The sequence below is a fragment of the Thalassotalea eurytherma genome, assembly GCF_030161415.1.
GTDB lineage: Bacteria > Pseudomonadota > Gammaproteobacteria > Enterobacterales > Alteromonadaceae > Thalassotalea_G > Thalassotalea_G eurytherma.
Map to the genome: position 1 here is coordinate 1 of NZ_BSSU01000007.1, position 23,767 is coordinate 23,767.

General features: G+C 38.9%; 24 protein-coding genes. 6 read left to right on the plus strand and 18 right to left on the minus strand.

Annotation, left to right across the window (positions count from 1 at the left end; genetic code table 11):
* Positions 1 to 19: 19 nt before the first annotated feature.
* The gene (locus QQK02_RS07460) at positions 20 to 463 is read left to right on the plus strand and encodes a hypothetical protein (RefSeq protein WP_284207559.1); all 444 of its coding nucleotides are present in this window, start codon (positions 20 to 22) and stop codon (positions 461 to 463) included.
* An 88-nt stretch (positions 464 to 551) separates the two neighbouring features.
* Positions 552 to 1,343: a MerR family transcriptional regulator gene (locus QQK02_RS07465; RefSeq protein ID WP_284207355.1), complete on the plus strand. Its 792-nt coding sequence runs from the start codon at positions 552 to 554 to the stop codon at positions 1,341 to 1,343.
* Positions 1,344 to 1,442: 99 nt separating this feature from the next.
* Here QQK02_RS07465 and QQK02_RS07470 read toward each other — a convergent pair whose 3' ends face one another.
* The 11 genes from QQK02_RS07470 to QQK02_RS07520 form a co-directional block, all read right to left on the minus strand.
* A complete protein-coding gene (locus QQK02_RS07470; RefSeq protein ID WP_284207356.1) occupies positions 1,443 to 1,925 on the minus strand; it encodes a hypothetical protein in 483 nt (160 codons plus the stop codon).
* A gap of 60 nt (positions 1,926 to 1,985) precedes the next feature.
* On the minus strand, positions 1,986 to 2,543 hold the full coding sequence (locus QQK02_RS07475; RefSeq protein WP_284207357.1) for a lipid-binding SYLF domain-containing protein: 558 nt from the start codon (positions 2,541 to 2,543) through the stop codon (positions 1,986 to 1,988).
* Between the two features lie 69 nt (positions 2,544 to 2,612).
* A complete protein-coding gene (locus QQK02_RS07480; RefSeq protein WP_284207358.1) occupies positions 2,613 to 2,930 on the minus strand; it encodes an AzlD domain-containing protein in 318 nt (105 codons plus the stop codon).
* Entirely contained in the window at positions 2,927 to 3,625 is a 699-nt protein-coding gene (locus QQK02_RS07485; protein WP_284207359.1) for an AzlC family ABC transporter permease, read from the minus strand. Before QQK02_RS07485 ends, QQK02_RS07480 begins: the two co-directional genes overlap by 4 nt.
* A 114-nt stretch (positions 3,626 to 3,739) precedes the next feature.
* Entirely contained in the window at positions 3,740 to 4,579 is an 840-nt protein-coding gene (locus tag QQK02_RS07490; protein WP_284207360.1) for a mechanosensitive ion channel family protein, read from the minus strand.
* A gap of 71 nt (positions 4,580 to 4,650) precedes the next feature.
* Positions 4,651 to 5,763, minus strand: coding sequence for a glycosyltransferase family 4 protein (locus QQK02_RS07495; RefSeq protein WP_284207361.1), 1,113 nt, complete (start codon positions 5,761 to 5,763; stop codon positions 4,651 to 4,653).
* A complete protein-coding gene (locus QQK02_RS07500; RefSeq protein ID WP_284207362.1) occupies positions 5,760 to 7,274 on the minus strand; it encodes an oligosaccharide flippase family protein in 1,515 nt (504 codons plus the stop codon). The genes QQK02_RS07495 and QQK02_RS07500 overlap by 4 nt, the downstream gene beginning before the upstream one ends.
* A gap of 2 nt (positions 7,275 to 7,276) precedes the next feature.
* The gene (locus QQK02_RS07505; RefSeq protein WP_284207363.1) at positions 7,277 to 8,590 is read right to left on the minus strand and encodes an O-antigen ligase family protein; all 1,314 of its coding nucleotides are present in this window, start codon (positions 8,588 to 8,590) and stop codon (positions 7,277 to 7,279) included.
* Between the two features lie 2 nt (positions 8,591 to 8,592).
* Entirely contained in the window at positions 8,593 to 9,705 is a 1,113-nt protein-coding gene (locus QQK02_RS07510; protein WP_284207364.1) for a glycosyltransferase, read from the minus strand.
* Complete coding sequence (locus tag QQK02_RS07515; RefSeq protein WP_284207365.1) at positions 9,698 to 10,822, minus strand: glycosyltransferase; 1,125 nt, start codon at positions 10,820 to 10,822, stop codon at positions 9,698 to 9,700. The genes QQK02_RS07510 and QQK02_RS07515 overlap by 8 nt, the downstream gene beginning before the upstream one ends.
* The gene (locus tag QQK02_RS07520) at positions 10,815 to 11,249 is read right to left on the minus strand and encodes a serine O-acetyltransferase (RefSeq protein WP_284207366.1); all 435 of its coding nucleotides are present in this window, start codon (positions 11,247 to 11,249) and stop codon (positions 10,815 to 10,817) included. Before QQK02_RS07520 ends, QQK02_RS07515 begins: the two co-directional genes overlap by 8 nt.
* A gap of 127 nt (positions 11,250 to 11,376) precedes the next feature.
* On the opposite strand from QQK02_RS07520, the gene QQK02_RS07525 reads away from it, so the two are divergent.
* The 3 genes from QQK02_RS07525 (at position 11,377) to QQK02_RS07535 (ending at position 15,245) form a co-directional block, all read left to right on the plus strand.
* Positions 11,377 to 11,988, plus strand: a complete 612-nt coding sequence (locus QQK02_RS07525) for a sugar transferase (RefSeq protein WP_284207368.1) — start codon at positions 11,377 to 11,379, stop codon at positions 11,986 to 11,988.
* A gap of 22 nt (positions 11,989 to 12,010) precedes the next feature.
* Positions 12,011 to 13,189: a DegT/DnrJ/EryC1/StrS family aminotransferase gene (locus QQK02_RS07530; protein ID WP_284207369.1), complete on the plus strand. Its 1,179-nt coding sequence runs from the start codon at positions 12,011 to 12,013 to the stop codon at positions 13,187 to 13,189.
* A gap of 97 nt (positions 13,190 to 13,286) precedes the next feature.
* Entirely contained in the window at positions 13,287 to 15,245 is a 1,959-nt protein-coding gene (locus tag QQK02_RS07535) for a polysaccharide biosynthesis protein (RefSeq protein WP_284207370.1), read from the plus strand.
* Between the two features lie 31 nt (positions 15,246 to 15,276).
* On the opposite strand, the gene QQK02_RS07540 is transcribed toward QQK02_RS07535, so the two are convergent.
* Entirely contained in the window at positions 15,277 to 16,383 is a 1,107-nt protein-coding gene (locus QQK02_RS07540; RefSeq protein ID WP_284207371.1) for an MltA domain-containing protein, read from the minus strand.
* A gap of 105 nt (positions 16,384 to 16,488) precedes the next feature.
* On the minus strand, positions 16,489 to 17,133 hold the full coding sequence (locus QQK02_RS07545) for a PEP-CTERM sorting domain-containing protein (RefSeq protein WP_284207372.1): 645 nt from the start codon (positions 17,131 to 17,133) through the stop codon (positions 16,489 to 16,491).
* A 250-nt stretch (positions 17,134 to 17,383) separates the two neighbouring features.
* On the opposite strand from QQK02_RS07545, the gene QQK02_RS07550 reads away from it, so the two are divergent.
* Positions 17,384 to 17,575 (plus strand): DUF2970 domain-containing protein, encoded by a 192-nt coding sequence (locus tag QQK02_RS07550; RefSeq protein WP_284207373.1) that lies wholly within the window; start codon positions 17,384 to 17,386, stop codon positions 17,573 to 17,575.
* Positions 17,576 to 17,602: 27 nt separating this feature from the next.
* Here QQK02_RS07550 and QQK02_RS07555 read toward each other — a convergent pair whose 3' ends face one another.
* The 5 genes from QQK02_RS07555 to QQK02_RS07575 form a co-directional block, all read right to left on the minus strand.
* A complete protein-coding gene (locus tag QQK02_RS07555) occupies positions 17,603 to 18,424 on the minus strand; it encodes a Dam family site-specific DNA-(adenine-N6)-methyltransferase (RefSeq protein WP_284207374.1) in 822 nt (273 codons plus the stop codon).
* Between the two features lie 52 nt (positions 18,425 to 18,476).
* Complete coding sequence (locus QQK02_RS07560; protein ID WP_284207376.1) at positions 18,477 to 19,808, minus strand: SPOR domain-containing protein; 1,332 nt, start codon at positions 19,806 to 19,808, stop codon at positions 18,477 to 18,479.
* A 13-nt stretch (positions 19,809 to 19,821) separates the two neighbouring features.
* Complete coding sequence (gene aroB, locus QQK02_RS07565; RefSeq protein WP_284207377.1) at positions 19,822 to 20,889, minus strand: 3-dehydroquinate synthase; 1,068 nt, start codon at positions 20,887 to 20,889, stop codon at positions 19,822 to 19,824.
* Positions 20,890 to 20,892: 3 nt separating this feature from the next.
* On the minus strand, positions 20,893 to 21,411 hold the full coding sequence (aroK, locus tag QQK02_RS07570) for a shikimate kinase AroK (protein WP_284207378.1): 519 nt from the start codon (positions 21,409 to 21,411) through the stop codon (positions 20,893 to 20,895).
* 300 nt (positions 21,412 to 21,711) lie between these two features.
* Positions 21,712 to 23,751, minus strand: coding sequence for a type IV pilus secretin PilQ (locus QQK02_RS07575; protein WP_284207379.1), 2,040 nt, complete (start codon positions 23,749 to 23,751; stop codon positions 21,712 to 21,714).
* Positions 23,752 to 23,767 lie beyond the last annotated feature (16 nt).

Sequence of the window (23,767 nt, forward strand, 5' to 3'; positions counted from 1 at the left end):
GGCATATACAGGAAGTATTGTGTTAGATTCAAGACCGAATAAACCTCTCCTACTAGGCGCAATATTCAGTGCAGTTGCAGCTTTAGCTCATTTGGGCTGCATTATATTTGGTGGTGATTGGTATCGCTTCTTCGGTGCGGTGGAGCAAATGGCTAAGATGGCTGAAGCCGGTGACTCTCACCCTACAATTGTTACATCTGTTTTAGTTATAATTCTTACAATTTGGTCTGTTTACGGACTGTCTGGTGCTAGATTAATAACTAAACTTCCACTTCTACGTACCGCTTTAGTTCTCATATCATTAATTTATGCATTACGTGGAGTGTCATTCGTTGCATTAATGCCTATGTTTCCTGAAAATAGCATTACATTTTGGCTTATAAGTTCTGCAATATGTCTAAGTATCGGTATGTTATATTCAATTGGTACTTATCAAAGTCGGTCAAAGTTAAGTGTAAAATGAGGCGTTATATATGTAAATCTACTTGACTCTAACCTTACGTGATAGTTGATAATTCTATTTGTTATTAACAGTATGCCTTTGGAAATTTATGTTAAATAATATTTATAGTGTAAGTAAGCTAAGTGAAATTACGGGTGTAACAATTCGAACACTTCATTATTACGATAAGGTTGGTCTGTTAAAGCCACACCGACGTGCTGATAATCACTATCGTGAATATACGCAAGAACACCTTGCCTTACTTAAGCAGATTATTATTTATCGCGAACTGGACTTTAGTCTTGCTCAAATAAAAGACTTAATTTACGCCAAAGATTTAGATTTTATACAAACGTTGAGTAATCAAAAAGCACTACTGTTAAAACGACAAGAAGAAACTCAAGTAATTATTAACAGTATCGAGGTTACGATGAATGTTTTAGCGGGTGAAAAAAATTTAGAACTACTTTTCAGTGACATGCCAGAGGGTTTTAATGAAAAAGTAATGAAACTAAAGGGAGATGATACATTTGACTCTATGCTTTCATCACTAGGCAGGCTTAGTAAAAATGAAATAGAACTATCTAAAAAGCAAACAGATGATTGGGCATTTGACTACAAGTCAGTGTTATCAGTTTCTGTAAATTCTGAACAAGTTCAGAAAAAGATAAAAGAACATTATAATCTTATGAATAGTTTATTTAGAAAAATTCATGGTGATGACTTTAAAGGTATAGGCTATAACGGTTACTTGATACTCGCAGATAAAACCATATCAGAACCAATTACTAAAGCTTTTTATGAAAATTATCAAGTTGGTATGGCAGCTCACCTCTATGAAGCGATGATTATTTTCGCTGATAAAGAGTTGAGTGATATGTTGAAGAGTATAAGTAATTAGTTTTATATGTTTGGTGGGTTTATTATCCATAAAAGCTGTTCAAGTGGGACTTTAGTCTTCCCCCGTTTAAGTGGACACCTCCTCATCACCTTGAGGAGGCTATTTTAAATAATCAATTGCTTGGCTGGTAACACATTGCGTTAAACTTTTTTGACGCTCCTCGCGAGATAATGAAGCAATAGCGCGTTTAACTAGTTTCATTTTTTCTTTACGTTCTTGCGCTGGTTTATCTGCTAATTGTTCGTAAAAACAACCTTCAAGGCCAAAATTAATTGCCACATCAGACTTTAAATCATTGTCACCTAAACACGTCACAAGCTTTTCAGCTAATTGTTCTCTGTCCATTTTAGTAATCAAATCAGTCACGCGGTAACCAATAGGGTCAACCTTGCGAGCACGATTACAGGCAAAAAACATATCAGCCACGGCAACTACGGGAATAAGCGCTTCATGTTGATTTGAAAACTTATCTTTGAGCCATTGCTGATATTGCTCATCTGATAATTGTGGCTCTTGGGCAGCTACCGCCGTAGCTAAACTCACACTAGCTAACATTAGCCCAATCAATGTAATCCTTTTCATTGATAACTCCTTTAAACGAATCATACTCGGCTATTTTAGCACGCCCACTAGCAAACGTGTTTAATTAAGACGTTTTGATTGCCAATATTTAGTGCCTTTAACGGTTGCTTGTAACGCTAAGCCATTTTCTGTTAATTGATAAACAGTAATATTCCCAACGGTCACACCATAACTAAGCTGATCACCTTTATCATTTGATTTAGCAGCAGCATCGGCCTCGGCGCCGAACGCCCAACCCTTTTCAACAAATTGATTTAATGCTTTTTCGGTATGAAAGACAAAAAGCGCTCTAAAATCTTTTGCGCCTAAGCCTAGTCCTAAACCGGCTTCTCCCATTTCCATGAATGTTTCTTTTCCGGTTAGGTTATTTTTTACGACACCATAACCAGTGCCTGCCGAAAACAAAATAATATTGATTTGCGCATTGCTAAATACCGCATAGCCTGCACTGCGTTCAATTTCTTTTTTAATGTTTGGAGACAATTTAGTGAGATCATTAACAACATTATGGCGCATTAGGCGAATCTCAGCTCGCTCCTGTGCAGGCGTTAGGTCATCTGAAGTAGATTGACAACCAACAAGTAATGATAAAAGTGTTAACGTAGCAAGAACTCTCATGGCAATCCTTAGAATTAAAGTGATTTAAAATAATTATGGCCTAACCAAATGACAAAAGCTAAACAGCCCCTAGTTAATTAGGTATCTGGCCAGTGCAAATGTTGCCAGGCCAGCTACAACCGTTAATAGCATATTGCGTCGCCACCAACTCACCAAAATAGCAACAAGCGCCGCAGGTATGTATGGGTTATTTATATCAAGCCACAACTCGCCCTTGGGCATCAATACAGCTGGCGCAATGATGGCAGACAACACAGCGATAGGCACATAATTTAGCCCGCGTTTAACGCCTTCAGGTAAAGAAATTTTGTTGGCAAAAGCAAAAAACACGTAACGTAGCGAGAACGTCACAGCCATCATACCGAAAATTAATAGCCACTCATTCATTTTGCGACCTCCGGTGCGGGAATGTTATTTTGGTATTTTTCAATCACGAGTGCCACAGCGATGCCACACAAAGCGGAAAAGAGTAGCCCTGTTTTATTTGGCCAATGGTAGGTAACGATAGAGAGTGATGCTGCCACTAAAGCACACATCAGTGTTGGCTTATTATGCAGGCTCGGTACAACTATGCCGAGAAAGGCAACGGCCATTGCAACATCTAATCCCCAGTCACTCATATTGGGCACTGTTTGAGATAGATAGACCCCAATAAATGTGCATAATATCCAATTACTGTACATAAAAAGTGCTGAACCAAAGTAATACCACGCAAAGTTTGGCGAATTAGGATGCTTTTGCAAGTAATGTGATGACACGGCAAAGGTTTCATCCGTCAACAGAAATGCCATAGGAATACGCACTTTTTGGCTGAATCTTTTTACATGAGGCAACAAGGTTGCGGCATAAAGCATATGACGAATATTAACAAATAATGTTGTAACGATAATAATGCCAACGTTAGCGCCGGCTGCAATTAAACCGATTGCGATAAATTGAGAACTTCCAGCAAAAACAAACACCGACATCGCGATTATTGCCCAATGAGACAAGCCAACCGATTGCGCTAACGCACCATAAATAATACCAAAAGGCATTGACGCAACAATCAATGGTGTAGAGTGCTGAGCACCTTTAAACATTGTATTTAGCTTTGGATTCAAAACATGTCCTTTGTCATGATAGGTTGGCAATTGGCATAAAAAAGCAAGTAACCTAAGTTACTTGCTTTATACGGTGATGACTACATTGATTTGTTATACGTTAGCACTTTGTTGATATATATGAACATCTCGCTGTGGGTAAGGAATCGTAATACCCTGCTTATCAAATGCCAGTTTAACCGCTTCAATGGTATCAAAATGCACAGCCCAATAATCTTGCGATAATACCCAAGGTCTTACTAAAATATTGATTGAACTATCAGCATGAGCTGAAATGAAAATGTCGGCCTCCGGATCTTTTAAGATGCGTTCATCGCCATCGCAAATCTCTTTTAATATCGCTTTTGCTTTAGTCAGATCGTCGTCGTAACTAATACCAAAGGTCATATCGACACGTCGCGTTTCCTCAGCAAATACGTTCTTGACACACCCATTTGACAATAAACCATTGGGTATAATGACACGCTGATTATCTAAAGTGCGAATAATCGTGTTAAAAATTTGAATTTCATCTACCGTACCAACATAGCCTTGCGCATCAATAACGTCGCCAGCTTTGAAAGGCTTGAAGAATAAAATTAATATGCCGCCGGCAAAATTAGACAGGCTTCCTTGTAAGGCTAAACCAACCGCTAAACCTGCAGCACCCAACATGGCTATTAGCGAGGCGGTTTCAATACCCACCATTGATGCAAAAATGATCACCAATATCGCTTTAAGCGTGATATTGAAGATACTTAATAGAAATTGATGCAATGTCACTTCTACTTTTTTCTTGGTCATCGCAACATCAAGCAGTTTGACAAACTTTTTGATGATCCACGCACCGATAAACCAAACAATTAGTGCGGTTAATAACTGTGTACCGAACTGAATGCCCATTTCTGTCATCATTTGAACATATTGTTCAACATTATCCGTGTTCAAGTCCATCTTCTCTCCCAGTGATTTTTTATTTACCTAAAAGTATAGCTAGTTAATTTAAAAAGATATGGTAAGTCACTTTAAGATAAAGACATTAACTCCAAAATATGACCATTAACCTTATCAACATCAAACAGCCTCATCGCGAAGTCTCGACTAGCCTCTGCCATCATCGGCCATTGTTCTTGGTTATCTAAAAACCACTGCATGCCTTGCGCTAATTCATGGCTATCTTTTACGTTTACCAATAAGCCATTTTTATTGTCGATAACCGTTTCTCTGCAACCAACAGCATCTGTCGTTAAAATTGGCCGACCAATAGACATTGCTTCTAAAACAGTACGAGGTAAGCCTTCGTGATACGAAGGTAAAGTATATATGTGACATTGTTGGATAAAAGGCACAACGTCTTTTGTTTCGCCAAGGTATTCAATAATCCCCTCTTCGTGCCAACTATGTATTTGCGCCATCTCTATTTTATCTGGCGATGTATCTTCAGGGCCAACAAGCAAGAATCTCGCACTGAGGTTTTGTTGTTTTACTTGTTTGGCTGCCGCGACATACTCCCGAATGCCTTTATCACCTAAAAGCCGAGCAATCAGCAAAAACGTAGGTGGCTGTTCAGGCAGTGGTGTCTGTGGATAATGAGTTAAACTGACCCCTGAACCATGCACACGTGCAGCTTGAGATTGCTGACACAAACCTAATTGAGTAAATAATTGCAAATTATCATTATTTTGAAAAATAACCTTAACGGCATTTTTCAAGCTTACACGATAAAGCATTTTCACTAGGGTATTGACTGCGTTTCGCACTAGCCCGCCCTTTTCAAATGCGTAACCAAGGCCGGTTATAAAGCCATAAAATTGAGTAGATTTGCGTGTTCGAGCCGCTAATCCCCCCCAAATAACAGGTTTAATGGTATAGGCGAGTATTTTATCTGGCTGAAAATCATTGACCATTTTACGCAACTGCAAAAAGGTTTTTATATCCACAATAGGGTTCAAGCCATTACGCTGTACGTCGTAAGACTGAAAAGTAGCGCCAAGCGATTCAACCCCTTTAATTACCTGTTCAGAGGCAGGAGCAGACATGACGAGCACTTGGTGACCGGCATCAACCATCGCTTTAATCATGGCGCCACGAAAACTTAAAATGGAATCAGGGTATGCACCAATAACAACTACTTTCATGCTTTTTCTCGACTAATAAGTGACTTTATAAAGTGACGCTCTGCAGCATTACAAGCAATGTAAAATGTCAGCAAGCTATAAACAACAAGCATAGTAAACACACCTGAAGACAAACCAAACCAAGACCTTGAGAATTCAGATTCTATATAGGTTCCAAATCCTATAGAGGCCAACATTACAGGCACAATAAAGCCTAAGCCTTGACTATAAAATCTCGACATTTCTAGGCCAATAACACGCGACAAATATATCCCCACGGCAACCAACTCACCTAAAATTAACGCAATCATAGTGCCGAAAGCAGCGCCAACCAAACCATATTGGTCGACAAGAGATATTGAGATAAAAATATTGAGTATCGCGGTAGCTAACAGCATCAAACTTCTCACTTTATGCTTATTCATCGCCTGTAAAACGGCGTTGGTAGAACTTTGTGCTAAGACAAAAATGAACGGAAACATTGGCAACAGCGCAACAAAATAAGCTTGCTTAAAGTCTGGCCCGACAAATAGATTAATAAACAAAGGACCAAAGACAATAAATGCAGACAGGACAAAACCTAGCACTATCATTTGCATTCGTGCAATGCGAATCAGTTCAGATGTAATGTCTTCAGCAGAGGCATTAAGGGTAACCATTTTAACGATTTTAGGTGTAAAGACGTTTGAGATGGCACTGGCAAAGGCAATAAAACTCAAGACAAGTTGATTGCCGATATTGTATATAGCAACGGCAGCACTACTCACCATTAAGCCAATAATAAAATTATCTACTCGCCAATTTATTTGGTTAACAATCACGTTTAAACCAATAAACATGGTGTAGCCAAACACCTCTTTGACGAGTGTTTTGTCGATCGATGAGAAGGATATTTTGATCTTAAGATTTATAAACACATAGTAGAGACGCATCAACAGCTGCAATGCATTGATACAGGTGTCTATAACAACAATATCAATAATATCGCCGCCCATCCAAAGCGCAAAAACAACAAACGCACAGCGTAATAAGAATAAGATAACTTGCGAGCCTTTCTCAAAAACAAATCGTTCTTTAGCGGTAATAACGCCAGTAAAGGTATTGCTCATTAATGTCATGGCGATATTAACCATCAGAATCAGAAACGTTTGTTGTAATAACAAGATTTCATTCGCAGAGAAAGATGCTGAAAACATGGCTGGCAACTGAAAATAAAACACGCCACCGACTGCCATAGCAACGATTGTAACGCCACTATAAATAATCAGCATTAACCCTATAAACCTTGATTGTGCTGATATGTCTTTTGTTGCCTGATATTTTGATAGAAAACGAATAGCGGTATTAGCTAACCCCATCTCCAAAATAATAAGATATAAAATAATTGAAGAAACCAGGCTGTAAACACCGTATTGCTCTACACCAACATAATGAATAATGAATGGAATTAACAACAGGCCAAGAATATTTCGTATCGCGATAGAAACATAACCGAGTAATACGCCAAATTTTCGTTGTTTTGCAGCTTCCATGACTACGCCTTACGATAGGTGTTATAGATGATCATCATGACAATAAAATAACTACTATATTTACCTAAGTTTTGTAGACTTAAACAATATAGAAGAAAAACGATGATAGGCAGGTAAGAAAGCCGGTAAAACGAAAAGTTTTGCGTGCGAATTTTTTCTGCTTTAAAACCTATATAAATAAAATACATAAATAAAAAGCTACCTAAAATACCAACACTGACAAGCATTTCTAAAAACGTATTGTGGGGCCCAACAACCTCTTCAAATATTTTGTCAATTTCGAAATAATGATTGTAATAGCCCAGATAACCATTAATACCAGCACCGAACAACATATAATCAGGCTCTTGGACGAGAAACATGTTAACGTATTCCTTAGCAATATCACTACGAGCACCAGTTAATTCCGACAAGTTATCACTATCAAAACGCGACATAATATCAAGGTTCATATGCTCTGTTGCTCCTGATAAAACGAGGAAAAATCCCGCTAATAATACCAACGCTCCACCAAAGAGTGTTCTGAAAAATATCTCACCGATTGCTGAACGAAAATAAAGTAAAAAGTATAAAAACAAACTAAAGAAAGAAACCAAGAAAAAGCTGCGTGAAACGGTTAATGCGCCTGCGGCTAACAGCCCTCCTACAAGTACTAAATGGCTAAACCGAATCGACTGTTTAGGCACGCTCGGCAAGTAGAAAAAAATCAACAACAAGCACAATAGACCGAAGTTATTGGGATCACCGGCACCACCTGAAAACCTCGCTATGGCATCAGCATGGTAAAAGGTAACGGGATGAAAAATATCTTTTAACAAACCATAGAAGGTTGATGTGATAAAACCTAACAATAAAACAAAGCGAAGCTGACTAAACTCAATATATTTTCGTTTATCAAACAACAATAAGGTGACAAACAGGAAAAGAATCATCCAACGTACCGTTTGCGTAGAAAACATAACGGGGTTGTTAATAACATGAGCCAGTTCATACCCGATTACAACAATCGTTGCGATAACACCAGGGATGTAATACTGCGTATTGAACAATTGAGTCATCATATAGCGACCAAATATCGCTAAAAAGATTAACGTTGCCAATGAGATAGAAATATAAGGAGAACCAACAAATACGTTTAAACAAGGCAGCAAAAAGAAAATTAGTTGAACAGAGCGGTAAAACGGCAAGAGAAACGCTACACCTACGCCAAATAGAACCACCACAATCAATAAAATTGGCACTTGTGTAATGGCAAACAAAAGAATTAATATCCCAATAACGATGAGTTCAGGGCAATAAACTAGCCGCTTCAGCATAACTATCGAGCCTTAAGGCCTTCTTGATACAAATCGACTAACTGACCGACAACTGCATCAATACTATAATTTTTATGTCTAAACGCCTGCTTAACATCGTCGTCTTCAAGGTTTTTTTCTTGTAAGTAATTTAATTGTTCAATCCACTCATTGGGGCGCTCAAGGCTCAAAAACTCTACCAAAGACAACCCCATGTCAGCTTCTAAAGAAATGGTATCTGAAACAAAACAAGGCAACTTAGCGGCTTGTGCTTCTAACATTGCCACCGAAACGCCTTCAAATAACGATGGCATCACAAATGCTTGGGCTGCGTGTAGTAACAATGGAATATCATTATTTGCTGGTAATAATGAAAAGCGATGTTGTTGTCTGGTTTCAATAATATCTTGAGCAAAATTCTCTTTTAATGGACCATCGCCTATACACACAAAATGTAAATCAGGATCTAATTGCTTAGATATTGCTAATGTTAAAAAGAACTGGTGATTCTTTACCTCACTAAAGCGACCAACATGAAGTACTAATTTTTTGTCTTTAGGAAGGTGATATTTATCAAAAACCGCAGCGACAGGATCAGCTAAGTCTTTAGAGGGTAAAAATTTTTCCACTTTAATGGCATTATTGAGCACAATAAAAGGGGCATCACCAAATAAAAATTGCCCTGCTTTCTCACCACACGCGACATATTGATTACTAAAACGTTTAGTGAGGGATTTTATTAAGCTAAAAGCAGGTGCTAGCCATGACAGCTCAAGACCTGCTGTGTGAGAATGACATACCCGAACCGGCACCCTATATTTCTTAGCAAGACTTAGCATGACAAAATTCTTGAAGCTATTATGGACATGAATAACATCATATTTGCCATCAGGTGAGAGCAAAATTTCCTTAACAGCCTTGATATGGGCAAGCGGTGATTGCCTAAATGTAGGGATACAAAAAACGCGACACCCTTTGCTTTCGAGTTCCTCGCGATATTGCCCATCGTTAAAACAAATAAAGTCAAACTGTACGCACTGTGTATCTATTTCTCTTAGCCAATTTAAAACCACAGAAGAAATCCCGCTAAGGCCAAGCTGAGGTATAACTTGTAAAACTTTTATAGGTTTATCCATCGCAACGATAGGCCTTATAAAACTGTTGTTCACTAAAACTCAAAGAAAAGCCACGCGCGCTAAACTTTTCATCAAGAACGGATTTACTTGGTACTGGAATGTCCAATAATGATAGACATTGCTCCGCCCAAACGCTGGCTGGCTCGTCTAACGATAGCCTTATACACAATCCAAGCTCAATATCGACTTCTTCAGGTAGACTGTCAGATACAAGACAGGGCAAGCCAGCTTTTTGAGCTTCCAATGCTGCAACACCTAAACCTTCAGTAAAACTGGGCATTAACATCGCATCAAAATATGGCAGCAGTTGATAGACATCATTGCGCTTTCCCCAAAACCTAACATGTTCAGATAAACCTAGGCCATCTACTTTAGCTTCAATATCTCCTTTTAACTCGCCATCCCCTATTAAATGGAGGTAAACGTCATCACGTTGATCAGCCATAGCCTTGAGTATATCAATCATAAAGTGATGGTTTTTCACTGGGTAAAATCTTGCAACAGCTACAATATGGACGCCTCCATCGGCACCTAAAACTTGCGCTTTATCGTCGATAAGGTCTTCTTTATGAGAAATTGATTGATAATTAAAAGCATTCGGTACAACGGTAAACGCAGCATCACCATACAGATATTGACCTGCTGCTTTTGAAATGGCAAAACGTTTCGTTGCAAACACATTAATTAAACTGCGGCCAGCAAATAACATGAGAGAGGTAAATGCAGATGGCGCACTCGTACTAACATTACGGGCATGACTCACTCTTGCTCGAGTACCGGCAAAAAAGGCGACCATCAAGCATAAGCCTGCATGAAACGAAGTATGCGCGTGAATGGCGTCATATTTCGGTACACGTTTGAGAAGTTGATAAAGATCCGTAATATGCTTTATCAAGCTTTTGCGAGGATTAGTTAACACATGAATAACCCCACCAGTCGAAATTACCTCGTCGGTAAAGTGGCAAGTTTCGTCGGTCATAATGGCAAAGTCGTTAGTTAATACTGTTCTATCTTGATTTCTATAGAGATCCATCATACGACTTTCCGCGCCACCTAGGTTTAAGGTAACGAGAATATGCAGAACACGTACTGGTTTCTGTACTTCTTTGTCAGTCATTATTGGAAACTATTTTTGCCGGCACACCAACAGCTGTAGCTCCGGCTGGCACATTTTTTAAGACAACTGAATTAGCACCAATTTTAGCTCCATCTCCAATAGTCACAGGGCCTAAAATTACCGCGCCAGCGCCGATAAAAACATTTTTACCAATTACCGGTGCACCATTAGCATTGCCGCTTTTCCCGTTACCACCAATCGTGACATTTTGATAAAGCACTGAGCCTTCACCAATTTTGGCATTTTTATGAATAACGACGCCTAATCCGTTGTGGAAAAAACCAACGTTTGGCCCTATATCAGCCGTGAATTTAACATCACAAGCAAAAAAGACACGAATGAATTTCCAAATTAGATTAGGAAGAAGAGGAATACCTTTAAGATATAAACGTCGAGAAAGATAATACCAACGAACTACAGCATGCATATTTATTGAAGTGGCTTTTTTTATTGTAGCTTCAATTTACTCCGGTTACAGTGGAAAATAAAGTAAAAAAGATGTAAAACAGGTAACTCAGCCGTATTAATAAATCAATAATAATAAAGAGACGACGATGTACCGATTTTTTAAACGCCTGCTTGATATTCTTTTATCAGCTAGCGCGTTACTGATTTTATCGCCACTGTATGTAATCGTATATTTCAAAGTAAAACAAAATTTAGGTAGCCCTGTTATCTTCTCTCAAGAGCGCCCTGGCCTAGATGGCAAAATTTTCAAGATGTTTAAGTTTCGGAGCATGAAAAACGCTGTTGACGACAACGGTCACCCGTTGCCTGATGAACAAAGAATGACTACTTTTAGCCACAAGCTACGTAATTCAAGCGCCGATGAGTTGCCGGGGTTGTGGAATGTATTAAAAGGAGACATGAGCTTAGTTGGGCCGCGCCCTTTGCTCGTTGAATACTTGCCCTTGTATAACGAACGACAAGCGAAAAGACATGATGTTAAGCCCGGTATAACTGGGTGGGCTCAAGTTAATGGTCGCAATACATTGTCATGGGAAGAAAAATTTGAATATGACGTGTGGTATGTAGAACACATGTCACTTTGGTTAGACATAAAAATACTTTTTTTAACCGTAAAGAAAGTGTTCATCAAAGAGGGGATTAGTGCGCAAGGTGAAGTCACCATGCCTAAATTCAAAGGCTCTCAGCCATCCAAATAATATTAAAGATAGAGTTTACATTATGTTAAATACCGCATTCTCGCCTTGGCCAAGTTTTACCAGCGAAGAAATCGAAGCAGTTAGTAACGTACTTGCATCGAACAAAGTAAATTATTGGACTGGCCAAGAAGGTCGCCAATTCGAACAAGAATTTGCTCAATTTAGCGACTGCCAATACGCTGTTGCTGTTGCAAATGGTACCTTAGCACTTGATTTAGCCTTAGCTTCACTTGAATTATCAACAGGTGATGAAGTCATTGTCACCTCTCGAACGTTTATTGCTTCGGTTAGCTCAATCATTAACGCTGGCGCAACACCCGTATTTGCTGACGTCGAATTAGACAACCAAAACATCAGTGCTCAAACAATCGAAGCGGTCATGACTGATAAAACCAAAGCGATTATTTGTGTTCATTTAGCTGGCTGGCCTTGTGACATGGATCCAATTATGGCGCTGGCCAAAGCAAATAATCTATCTGTCATTGAAGATTGTGCACAGGCACATGGTGCAAAATACAAAGGCCGTTCAGTGGGCTCAATTGGAGATATCGGCGCCTGGTCATTTTGCCAAGATAAGATTATGACCACTGGCGGCGAAGGTGGCATGTTAACCACCAATAACGAATCTATCTGGCGCAAAGCATGGGCATTTAAAGATCATGGTAAATCATATCATGCCGTTTATGAAAAACAGCATCCGCCGGGTTATAGATGGTTACATGAATCGTTTGGTACTAACTGGCGTTTAACAGAAATGCAATCGGCTATCGGTCGAATTCAGTTAACACGCATGCCTCTATGGTTTGAAAAACGAAACCAATACGCTCAAGCAATTTTTAACGCATGCCAACCATTTGAGTTTATTGACGTACCGTCAGTGCCAGAAGACATCGAACATGCGTTCTACAAATGCTATGTCCAAGTAAAACCTGATTTATTACCTCAAGGGATTAATCGCGACACTATTATTCAGCAGTTTTCTGATGCAGGTATACCGTGTTTTAGCGGGAGCTGTTCAGAAGTGTATAATGAAAAAGCGTTTGATAATACTAATTTTCGCCCGGACTCGCCTTTACCAAATGCCGTAGAACTTGGAGAGACCAGTTTAATGTTTTTAGTGCACCCAACACTGACCGATTTAGAAATAGAAAAAACATGCAATGTAATAACGGATATTTTTCAAACAATTAAAAACGGTTAAAATGTAACAAATCAGTTAATGACTTTGTAACAAAATATTGTCACAATGAGTCTAGGTAAAAGCCTTATCAATCGATAAGAGAAAGAGGCTGGATGTAATGGCAAGACCAATTGATTTAATTCCAAGCTCTGTAAAATTAACGCTAGCAATTAGTTATGACTTATTTGCACTAACCTTAGCGTTTTTTTCAGCTTATATAATTAGGCTAGGGATCGCCGATGTAACATTTAGTAGTGCCGAGCTATTTAGCTTTTCAATCACTACTGCCACCGCTATCAGCCTGTTTTATTTTACAGGCGTGTACAGCTCTGTGGTGCGTTTTTTTAATGCAAAAAACACCGTTCAATTGCTATTTTTGCTGTTGTTCACCAGCATTATTAGCTCTATTAGCGGTTTTATTTTTGACGCCTTTGTACCACGTTCAATTCCAATCATTTTCTTTGTATTATCCTTTTTCCTCATTGCAGGCGCTCGAGCCCTAGTAGGCTTAGCGTCAGAGAAGCATTGGCTAGAAGAACGTGAAGGGGTTGTTATTTATGGTGCAACATCTACAGGTCGACAATTAGCTGAGACCTTAATGAATGGCCAAAAATATCAACCACTTGCTTTTATCGACCAAAAAAGTAGATTCCATGGCAGAACATTAAATGGCTTGAAAACCTACGACCCGAATGACTTAGAAAAGCTTGTTAAAAAACATGGGCAATTTAAAGTTTTACTTGCCCTAAGCAACGTTGAGCCAGCGCGTATTCACGATATAATTGCCAAGCTAGAGCCATTTGCTTTAGAGCTACTTACTATTCCAAGTATGTCAGATATTGTTTCTGGTAAGCGAAAAATTGATGAATTACGCGAAGTATCAGTTGATGAGCTTTTAGGTCGAGAAGCTGTTACGCCAATTCCTGAGCTTCTCGCTGAGAATATTTACCACAAAGTTGTCATGGTTTCTGGCGCTGGTGGGTCAATTGGTAAAGAGTTGTGCCGACAAATTATCGGTCAAAAGCCTACTAAACTTATTTTGCTTGATGTTAGCGAAGCCTTTTTATACGAAATTAATCAAGAGCTTACAGAATATTTAAGCGAAAATTCCATTTCCATTCCATTAGTTGCACTCATTGGTAACGTGCAAAATGGTATGTTAATGACGCGTATTTTTAACCAACATAAAGTACAAACCATTTACCATGCCGCTGCCTATAAGCATGTGCCAATGGTTGAGAATAACGTCATTGCAGGCATTACTAATAACATTATTGGTACCTATGAAATTGCGCAAGCGGCTGTCTTTTGTGAAGTTGAAACCTTCGTATTGATTTCAACAGATAAGGCTGTTCGCCCAACCAATGTCATGGGTGCAACCAAACGCATGGCTGAATTAGTATTACAAGGTTTAGCCAAGCGAGACCACAACACTCGCTTTGTAATGGTGAGGTTCGGTAATGTGTTGGGCTCATCTGGCTCTGTAGTACCCTTATTTAAGAAACAAATTAAAGCAGGCGGACCTATTACCGTTACACACCCTGATATCATTCGTTACTTCATGACCATTCCAGAGGCCGCGCAATTAGTTGTGCAAGCCGGCGCTATGGGCAAAGGTGGTGATGTATTCCTGCTTGATATGGGTGAGCCAGTGAAAATTGTTGATTTGGCCTATAAAATGGCTCACTTAATGGGTTTAACCGTTAAAGATGAACAAAACCCAGACGGCGATATTGCCATCGAGTTTAGCGGTTTGCGTCCTGGCGAAAAGCTTTATGAAGAATTACTGATTGACGATAATGCCGAAGCAACCTTTCACCAACGTATTTTAACAGCGAATGAGCAATCAATCAGTTGGATGGAAGTCTCTCGTATTTTACTTCGCTTAACAGAAGCAATGGAAGAAGAAGACATCAGTAAAATAAAACAACTATTGATGGATGCGCCGCTTGGTTATCAGCCAAAAAGTAATGCTCAACCACAACATGATGAAGCGGCTCAAATAGCCGAAAATGAAGAAAAACTTAAAGCGATTTCATCAACGAGCTCAAACATTGTTGCCTTCCAGCAAAAATAACCCTATCAAACGCTCTGCACCACAGAGCGTTTTATTTTTTTATCATTAAATAAACATTAGCATAGTCAGGATAATGTTTATTTGCTTGATGATAATCGTGCCAGCCGAAGTAGCTTTCAACTAGCCAATCTAACTGAAAAAGATTGTTATCAAAAGCGCCACCTTCATCAGCCAAAATACCTAGGTGTGACTGTTTTATCTTATGTTCATTGAATGTGATAAGAAACAGCTTACCAATACCAAGCTGCCTAACATTGCCAGCAAAAGCAACTCGTGGCTTTAAATCAATTTTATTCTCGATAGTTTTTCCATAACCTTTGATACCGTTAACTTCAGCAAAATACCAATAACGAGCCTGCTCTGTTTTTCCAAGGGTATAGTCATAGGCAATACCATTGTTTCTATGAACATTAAAAAATCTAAGCTTACCACCAACCTCTAGTACACCAGTACCTTGAAGCAATACATCATGCAGACCAGCTTCCGATAACCAAATAAGCGGTTTTGCAAGTCCATCTTTTTCAAGCGCACCATTAATAATTTGTTGGCGAGTATACTTAAATCTTGTTAGCAACCCTTGTTTAGCGGCTGCTTGCTCAGGCGATAATCCGATTTCATCGAACGGCAATTGGTATAAAGCAACGGGATAATCTGGCGTTTTTACTACGCTAGCTTTTAGACGCTTTGTGTAGTATTTGGTTAGGAATATCTTATCACTGGGGATTGCCCTGAGCATTTCAGACTTTCGCTTATTGGTGCTGTTGCTCGCGATCTTGAGTGCTGTTTGATTATCAGGTTGCCATTGATAAAACGAAAAGTGTTCAAGCAAGAACATACGTTCAAGTAACTTGTTACCTTTACCTTCTTGGACAAGCTGGCATAGATAGGCCAGTGTTTCTTTTACTTTGGCTGTTGATACCTCGGCGGGTAAAATCGGCTTTTCTTGCCAAGCATTATCACCATCGACAACAGATTGATAACCCAAGACACTCTTAGCAACTAGGCATAGTGCTTTTTGATCAACGGCTGAAAGTGATTGAATATCAGGAGACTGTGATAATGTGAAAGTTGACGAATAAGCGTTCGTTGCTAGCCCGATTATAATAAAAAAAAGGAAACGTAAGAATGCACTAGGCATATAATAATCCATGACAAAAATAACATTTACTTTAGCATAACTCACTCCCCAAAAAGCAAAAAAGTAGCCGAAGCTACTTTTTAAATTAGAGAGTAAATTAACTGTTTAACTGTTCGTAAATCGACGAGCAGATATTAAACCAATAAAAGTTAATAGCATTAACACGATTGTTGAAGGTTCACTTACCTGAACCGGTAACGATGCGGGTAAACTTACTAAACGATTAGACGGAGGCTCTTGATATGAAGTATCTCGAACTAAAAAACTACCAAGCAACGTCTCAGTATAGGTAAATTTAAAAGCAAAACTAAAATGACGATAGGGATCACTATCATTAACGTAAAACAGATGATTGTATGTAGAGACACGATCTTGACCAGTTGAATCAACCATACCATATAAAAATTGATGAGTTGGTACACCATAGTATTGGTAATCAAAACCCATAAATTGAGTTAACGACTCCCATGAACTCTTCTTACTCGGCTGTTGAGCTAAACCATAATTATCATAACCAAAATTCGCTAGAAACGTTTCCGCTTCAGTGGCTGTTGCATAACGCCAGCCATCAAAGTCACCACCTTGACCCAATTCAACGAGCACGTCATTGTACGAACGATTATTTGTCTCATCCCAACGCAGCCAATCTAACTTTTGATCGGTATCAATGACAAAATTTGAATCACTAATAAGCGTAGCGTTAGCGCTAAGACTTAAACACGCGATCATGCAGATAAAAAAACTTTTCATCTTCAACTCCCCCAGCCTAGATTATTTTTGTTATTTGTTCTGGTACTACCATAGATATGGCGATTGATCTCATATTTACATTGTCTTAACAACAATTTACGTGAATTGCTTTCATATTTCTTCCTTATTTCATATAACAGTATCAAAGAAGACCAAAAACTAGACAAAAATATTAACCCTCTATAGCTTTCAAACAACTAGACAGTGTTTGTCGCTATTCAATTTCAAAGGTAATTGGAATGGTCATAGTATGAAGAAACAACAATCTATTCTAAAAACATGTCAGAGTGTTTTATGGGCTTTTTTAGGTGTACAAAGTGACATAAATAGAGAACAAGACTTTACACAAGGTAGTGCCTTACAATTCATTATTATTGGTATTGTCGCCGTTGTACTTTTTATTGTAGGCTTGATGTGGATAGTGAGCGCGGTATTACCTTAACCTTTAAAGTAAACTAACATACAAAGGCTATCGATAGAGTGCTAATAACTCACCGACTTTCTTACGATTACTGCCTTTTTGACTGATCGTACGTGCAACTTTTAGCTTTTTAATTTTTTCAGCGTGTTCGTAAATTTTGCGTGTCCAAATAGTGTCATGATTGCTAATCAACACCGTCGCTTTATCAACACTCGATGTCACCTCTTCTGCAACATTAGCTAGGTCAGCCTGTTCATCAAGACCAAAGCCGTTGCCGGCATAACTCGTAAAACTCGCTGTTTTGCTTAACGGCACATAAGGAGGATCGCAATACACTACATCGTTAGGTTGGACGCGAGCAAATGTTTGTCGGTAACTTTCACAAACAAACGTCGCAGATTGCGCTTTATCAGCAAAAAAGTTTAATTCCTGCTCCGGGAAGTAGGGTTTCTTGTACTTACCAAAAGGCACATTAAAGCCACCTGATTTGTTGTATCGACATAAGCCGTTGTAACCATGTCGATTCATATACAAAAACATTAATGAACGAAAGTAAGGGTCTTTACTCTCGTTAAAGTCTTTTCGGTACTGATAATATATTTCTGACTGGTTATGCTCTGGCGTAAAAAATGCTCTGGCATCTTCAATAAAGGCATCAGGCTTTGTTTGTAAAAGGGTATAGAGATTGATTAAGTCTTGATTAATATCGTTGAGCAAATAATGCTTATAATCACTGTTTAAGAAAATAGACCCTGCGCCAACAAATGGCTCGATTAACCTATCCCCTTTAGGCAACATTTTATTAATGACATCACTTAAGCTGTATTTACCACCAGCCCACTTCAGAAATGCTCGCTGTTTTTTCTTCATTACAGCCTTAACTGCCTAACACTAACCACAAAGGCTAGATTGTATCGCTAAATTACTTTAATTGGGAGCTTTCAAAAGCAGAGATTTCATCTTTTATTGCTGAAATATCTTTGATCCAAACATGTCGAGCTAATAAAGATGGCTCTAGCGAAGCCAAAGCTTGCTGCGCTTCAATTTTCGTTGGATAAATCTCAGATGTTAATACCTGTAGTTGTTTATCTGATAAAAGTCTTTGATAACTTAAGTAGCTTAGGCTTGGAAACTGATTAATAAACGATTGTTTAACGGATTCTTGGCTAAAGCCCCCATATTGAATGACATAGCCTTGCTGGCTTATTTTGTATATATCATGCTCAGGATAAAGTGACGGTTTAGTGACGACTTGCTTTAAACTTTCAGGCTGGCTGATTAGCGGTTCTTTAACTCGTTCTTTTTTTAAATCCGACAAGGTTAATGCGGCCAAAATATCTACTGGTTTGGCAATTTCTATCGCGGTAACTTCCTCTTCAACACGAATACCATTTAGGGCATTCAATACATCTAGAGGTTGAGCCGCAAGTTGATTAATCGTGTTTACCTGTGAATCGGCTTCAGGCGTCAGTATTTCATTAGCCATAACAGGTTTAGTAAGCTCAGTTTCAAGTGATATTGGCTCTGCTGACGTTAGGTTTGAAAAGTTAAGAACATCCATTTGCCACAAGCTATAAGTCGCAGCCAATAGAAGTCCAGAAAGCGATGCAAATAACGCAGTATACAAAGCGCCTTTAGGCAAAGAAAAAAGTGTCGTTGGTCTTTTTAGCGCTTTCGATTGTAAATTTATAAGTTGCGCATCGTCTGCCTTTACAATTGTTACTTTGTCCTTAAACAACAGTGCATTATCAAAAATAAGGTAGCCTGTTTCTGCGCTGCCGACTAACAGCACTTGGATATCTTGATGACTCTTTTTAGCGATCTGAGCAAGTTGACAAACTTCGTGAATAATTTGCAAAGACAAGCATTGGCTATGTTCAAGTACTATTGAAATCGCTTGGCGCTGTTTTTTCATCATGTTGATGATACTTACAGACAGTGGCTCTTCTGGATCAAATAATTGCTCGCCAAAGAGTTGTTCTACAATGCGACAACGCATTTGAATATTATTCAGCTGGCTTGAGCAAGATATATAGGCAAGATTGCGATTGTTATCGACAGACTCGATATAATGAGAAGCAACATGATTATAAGCGGATTGATCATTACCTAAGACATAAACAGCCGGCGTAGAAAAACGCAATGTATAGTCAACGCGAGCATGCACACTAATATTAGTGACTGCTTTAGTATTTTCTTGCGTCTCTACTGTTCTAGCATGAGCGATATGCGTTAAGTTTTTCAATGCTGACATAACAAACCTTCTATTAAGACAAAATTTGTTTTAGCACTTCCTCACTTATATCATCGCGAATTTCAGATTGGCCAATCGCTGTTGGTACAATTAAACGCACCTTACCAGCTAAATTCTTTTTATCACGGCGCATATGTTTGATGAATTCTTCAAAGCCCATTGATGATGGTGCTTTAATTGGTAAATCAAAATACGATATTAACGCTTCAATGCGTCGACAATCTGACGTACTTAACAAATTTAATGTTTCTGCTAATGTCGAAGCAAGTACCATACCAGTTGCCACAGCTTCGCCATGTAACCAATTACCGTAACCCATTTCCGCTTCAATGGCGTGACCAAAGGTATGTCCTAAGTTTAACAATGCTCGAACACCGGCTTCTGTTTCATCGCAAGCAACAATGTCAGCTTTGCATTGGCAACAACGCTCGATCATAAACGCTAGTGTTTCTTGGTCGTTCGCCTTAATTTTTTCTTTGTTTTCTTCTAACCAAGTAAAAAATTCAGCGTCGCCTAAAATGCCATACTTAATAACTTCTGCAATGCCTGCATTAAATTCCCGAATAGGGAGTGTCGATAGACTGTCGGTATCTATAACAACGGCTTTAGGTTGATAGAAAGCACCTATCATGTTTTTCCCTAAAGGATGATTAACGGCAGTTTTACCACCAACAGAAGAGTCCACTTGCGATAACACTGTGGTAGGTACCTGAATAAAATCTATGCCTCGTTGGTAACAAGCTGCAGCAAAGCCCGTAATATCACCGATCACACCGCCACCTAAAGCAATCATGGTCGTGTCTCGACCATGAGCATTAGCTAGCATATGCGACATGATTTTATCAAAGTTAGCGAGTGTTTTTTCAGCTTCACCATCAGGTAATATGACTTCATCTACATTGAAATCAACAAGCTGTTTTTTAAGTTTTGCTAAATATAACGGAGCAACAACGTCGTTTGTGACGATACAAACACGTGTTGATTTGATATGGGAGTGAATTGGGCCATTGGTAGACAATAGCCCAGTATCTATATAAATGGGGTAACTGCGATCTTCCAGATCAACAACTAAAGTAGCCATTTATTAAAAGTCTAATTTCTCAACAATTTTATTAGCAACAACTTTAGCGCTTTGATCGTCGGTTTGAACAACGACATCGGCGACTTCTTCATAAAGTGGATTGCGTTCTTTTGCCAAATTTTCTAAAACAGTTCTCGGTTCTTCTTTTGTTTGTAAAAGAGGACGGCGACGATCACGCTGTGTACGTGCTACTTGTTTGTCAATTGTTGTTTCTAGGTATACAACAATGCCGCGTGCCGATAATCGATTGCGAACTAAACTACTCACTACAGATCCGCCACCAGTTGCAAGTACAATACCTTGCATACCAGTCAAATCATCAATTACTGACTCTTCTCTTTTGCGAAAACCTTCTTCACCTTCAAGATCAAATACCCATGCAATGTCAGCACCTGTGCGGCGCTCGATTTCCTGATCAGAATCAAAAAATTCTAAATGCAACTTATCTGCTAATTCTCTACCGATGGTACTTTTGCCGGCACCCATTGGGCCAACAAGGAAAATATTACGCTTCTCTGCCATTTTCGACTTACTTACAACTCTTAAATTATTTGATTTAGGGTAAGAGGGAACTCCCTCGAGATTTTTTCAAGGGCGCAATTATCGCAATTGTTGAGGGTAAAAAGCAAGTAAGTGTTTATAAAAGTATCTACTTACTTGAGAATTCAAGTACTAGGCTATTAATCGCAACATAAAAAACAAATATTTATCAGCAGCTTACACAAGGATAACAATAAGATTCTATGTCTGGTTTAATCCATTATAGTCGGAAGAAATTGGGCGAACGATAAAGGTTTCGCCCGATTATTTAACCTCGTTCGATTAAAAACGCTCGGTTACAATGCGCGGTGTTACGAAAATCAGTAACTCTTTTTTCTCACTGAAGTTGTTGGTATTTCTAAACGCCCAGCCAAAATAAGGGATGTCACCTAACACTGGAACTTTAGAAACTGAGTTAACGATAGACTGTTGGTAGATGCCACCTAATACAATCGTTTCACCATTATTTACCAACACCTGTGTACCTATGCGTTGAGTATCAACCGCAGGAGCACTGCCATTTGAAACTTCAGATACTGTATCTTGCGTTACGATTAGGTCAAGAATAATACGATCATCTGGCGTAATGTGTGGCGTAACAGTCAAACTTAAAACAGCCTTTTTAAATTGTGTCGTCGTTGCACCACTTGAAGCAGCTTCTTGATAAGGTATTTCTACACCTTGCTCAATGTATGCTTGTTTTTGATTCGACGTAGTAATACGCGGACTCGCAATAATTTCACCTTTATTTTCTCGCTCTAACGCACTTAATTCTAAGTCGAGAATCGTACCATCAGCTAGGCGTGCTACTTGAAAGGCGATACTACCTGCTGGATTTGCGACAGGTAAGTTAACATTCATTCGGTCATTTATACTTGGGACTGATCCAGCACCTGCCGATTCATTACCTTCAACAGAGCCCGACGAGCTATTTTCACCATTTGTACTGGTTACGCCCCAACGAATACCAATCTCTTCATTTATATTATCTTTAACGGTCACCATTCTTGATTCAATGACGACTTGACGGATTGGAATATCAAGAACAGTGACCATACGCTTGATATCTTCAATACTTTTTGCAGTATCGCGAATAAGCAATGTATTGGTACGTTCATCTACACTTACGCTGCCGCGTGGCGATAGGATGCTGTTTTCTTCGGTTTTAACTAAGTTAGCAATATCAGCTGCTTTAGCATAATTAACTTGCACATATTCAGAGTATAGCGGTGCTAACTCAGCAACCTGCTGCTTAGCTTGTAAGTCTCTTGCTTCTCGAGCGGCTAATTCATCACTTGGCGCAACCATAAGGATGTTGCCTTCCATGCGTTTATCTAGCCCTTTAACTTTTAAAATAATATCAAGTGCTTGGTCCCAAGGAACACCATCTAAACGTAACGTAATATTACCACTTACCGTATCACTAGTGACTAAGTTAAAACCGTTGTAGTCAGCGATAATCTGCAAAACTGTGCGCACAGAAACGTCTTGGAAGTTCAAAGAAATTGCGCGACCAGTAAAGTCATCACTATCACCTAAATAGCCAGGTACCTTTTCTTCCTTAACAACGGCTAACGAAAATACATTTCCAACTTGCTGATGTTTAAAGGTAAATGCACCTTCAATATCAACAACTAAACGAGCGTTTCTGCCATCTTTAAAGGTTTCAATGCCTGTAACAACCGTACCAAAATCGGTTACATCTAACTTATAAAGTAGGTCTTCAGCAATTTCCGTGTTGTGAAATTCAATAAATAATTTACCAAGCTTATCGCTTACATCGACAGCGACCATTGAGTCTTCAAGAAAAACTAAAACCTGCGCTTCATCATTACGACCTTTTCTAAAGTCGATGGTGTCTACTCGGTTAATGAAGTTACTGCCAACAGGGCTAATTTTGGTTACTGGTGAATCTTTAACCGCTTTATTTAACAACAAAGAGAAAGTATTTTGACTTTGCTTTACGTCGAAAATACTGAGCGTATTTAAATGAATAGTCGCAACAACGTTACCCGCTAACTTCTGCACTGAAACATGATTTACACCAGCATGCTCGATAACAGTATCAGCTAATTTTTCATCAAAGCTATCTGCTTCAAAGGTAATTTTAATTTGTGCTGGCGACATAAAGGTACGCACACTTGGCTGAACAGAGATGGTTTCTGACAAACTAAAGCGCAATTCTATTTCGTCATTTTGCAGCGTGTTATAAGAAATGCCCGTTAATTGACTGGCAAATAGAGAAAACGGTAAAAATAGCAATGACGCCATTACCAACGTTCTCATTGCTCGAATTTTTTGCATTAAATTATTCTTATTCATAATATTATCTAACAAG

What these genes read in the sequence shown, in the direction of transcription:
- QQK02_RS07530 (WP_284207369.1), top strand. Translation starts at nt 12,011, where the DNA reads ATGTTAAATACCGCATTCTCGCCTTGGCCAAGTTTTACCAGCGAAGAA.
- aroK (WP_284207378.1), bottom strand. Translation starts at nt 21,411, where the DNA reads ATGGCAGAGAAGCGTAATATTTTCCTTGTTGGCCCAATGGGTGCCGGC.
- QQK02_RS07480 (WP_284207358.1), bottom strand. Translation starts at nt 2,930, where the DNA reads ATGAATGAGTGGCTATTAATTTTCGGTATGATGGCTGTGACGTTCTCG.
- QQK02_RS07515 (WP_284207365.1), bottom strand. Translation starts at nt 10,822, where the DNA reads ATGACTGACAAAGAAGTACAGAAACCAGTACGTGTTCTGCATATTCTC.
- QQK02_RS07465 (WP_284207355.1), top strand. Translation starts at nt 552, where the DNA reads ATGTTAAATAATATTTATAGTGTAAGTAAGCTAAGTGAAATTACGGGT.
- QQK02_RS07470 (WP_284207356.1), bottom strand. Translation starts at nt 1,925, where the DNA reads ATGAAAAGGATTACATTGATTGGGCTAATGTTAGCTAGTGTGAGTTTA.
- QQK02_RS07485 (WP_284207359.1), bottom strand. Translation starts at nt 3,625, where the DNA reads ATGTTTAAAGGTGCTCAGCACTCTACACCATTGATTGTTGCGTCAATG.
- aroB (WP_284207377.1), bottom strand. Translation starts at nt 20,889, where the DNA reads ATGGCTACTTTAGTTGTTGATCTGGAAGATCGCAGTTACCCCATTTAT.
- QQK02_RS07540 (WP_284207371.1), bottom strand. Translation starts at nt 16,383, where the DNA reads ATGCCTAGTGCATTCTTACGTTTCCTTTTTTTTATTATAATCGGGCTA.
- QQK02_RS07545 (WP_284207372.1), bottom strand. Translation starts at nt 17,133, where the DNA reads ATGAAAAGTTTTTTTATCTGCATGATCGCGTGTTTAAGTCTTAGCGCT.
- QQK02_RS07490 (WP_284207360.1), bottom strand. Translation starts at nt 4,579, where the DNA reads ATGGACTTGAACACGGATAATGTTGAACAATATGTTCAAATGATGACA.
- QQK02_RS07500 (WP_284207362.1), bottom strand. Translation starts at nt 7,274, where the DNA reads ATGGAAGCTGCAAAACAACGAAAATTTGGCGTATTACTCGGTTATGTT.
- QQK02_RS07520 (WP_284207366.1), bottom strand. Translation starts at nt 11,249, where the DNA reads ATGCATGCTGTAGTTCGTTGGTATTATCTTTCTCGACGTTTATATCTT.
- QQK02_RS07575 (WP_284207379.1), bottom strand. Translation starts at nt 23,751, where the DNA reads ATGAATAAGAATAATTTAATGCAAAAAATTCGAGCAATGAGAACGTTG.
- QQK02_RS07550 (WP_284207373.1), top strand. Translation starts at nt 17,384, where the DNA reads ATGAAGAAACAACAATCTATTCTAAAAACATGTCAGAGTGTTTTATGG.
- QQK02_RS07495 (WP_284207361.1), bottom strand. Translation starts at nt 5,763, where the DNA reads ATGAAAGTAGTTGTTATTGGTGCATACCCTGATTCCATTTTAAGTTTT.
- QQK02_RS07535 (WP_284207370.1), top strand. Translation starts at nt 13,287, where the DNA reads ATGGCAAGACCAATTGATTTAATTCCAAGCTCTGTAAAATTAACGCTA.
- QQK02_RS07560 (WP_284207376.1), bottom strand. Translation starts at nt 19,808, where the DNA reads ATGTCAGCATTGAAAAACTTAACGCATATCGCTCATGCTAGAACAGTA.
- QQK02_RS07505 (WP_284207363.1), bottom strand. Translation starts at nt 8,590, where the DNA reads ATGCTGAAGCGGCTAGTTTATTGCCCTGAACTCATCGTTATTGGGATA.
- QQK02_RS07475 (WP_284207357.1), bottom strand. Translation starts at nt 2,543, where the DNA reads ATGAGAGTTCTTGCTACGTTAACACTTTTATCATTACTTGTTGGTTGT.
- QQK02_RS07555 (WP_284207374.1), bottom strand. Translation starts at nt 18,424, where the DNA reads ATGAAGAAAAAACAGCGAGCATTTCTGAAGTGGGCTGGTGGTAAATAC.
- QQK02_RS07510 (WP_284207364.1), bottom strand. Translation starts at nt 9,705, where the DNA reads ATGGATAAACCTATAAAAGTTTTACAAGTTATACCTCAGCTTGGCCTT.
- QQK02_RS07525 (WP_284207368.1), top strand. Translation starts at nt 11,377, where the DNA reads ATGTACCGATTTTTTAAACGCCTGCTTGATATTCTTTTATCAGCTAGC.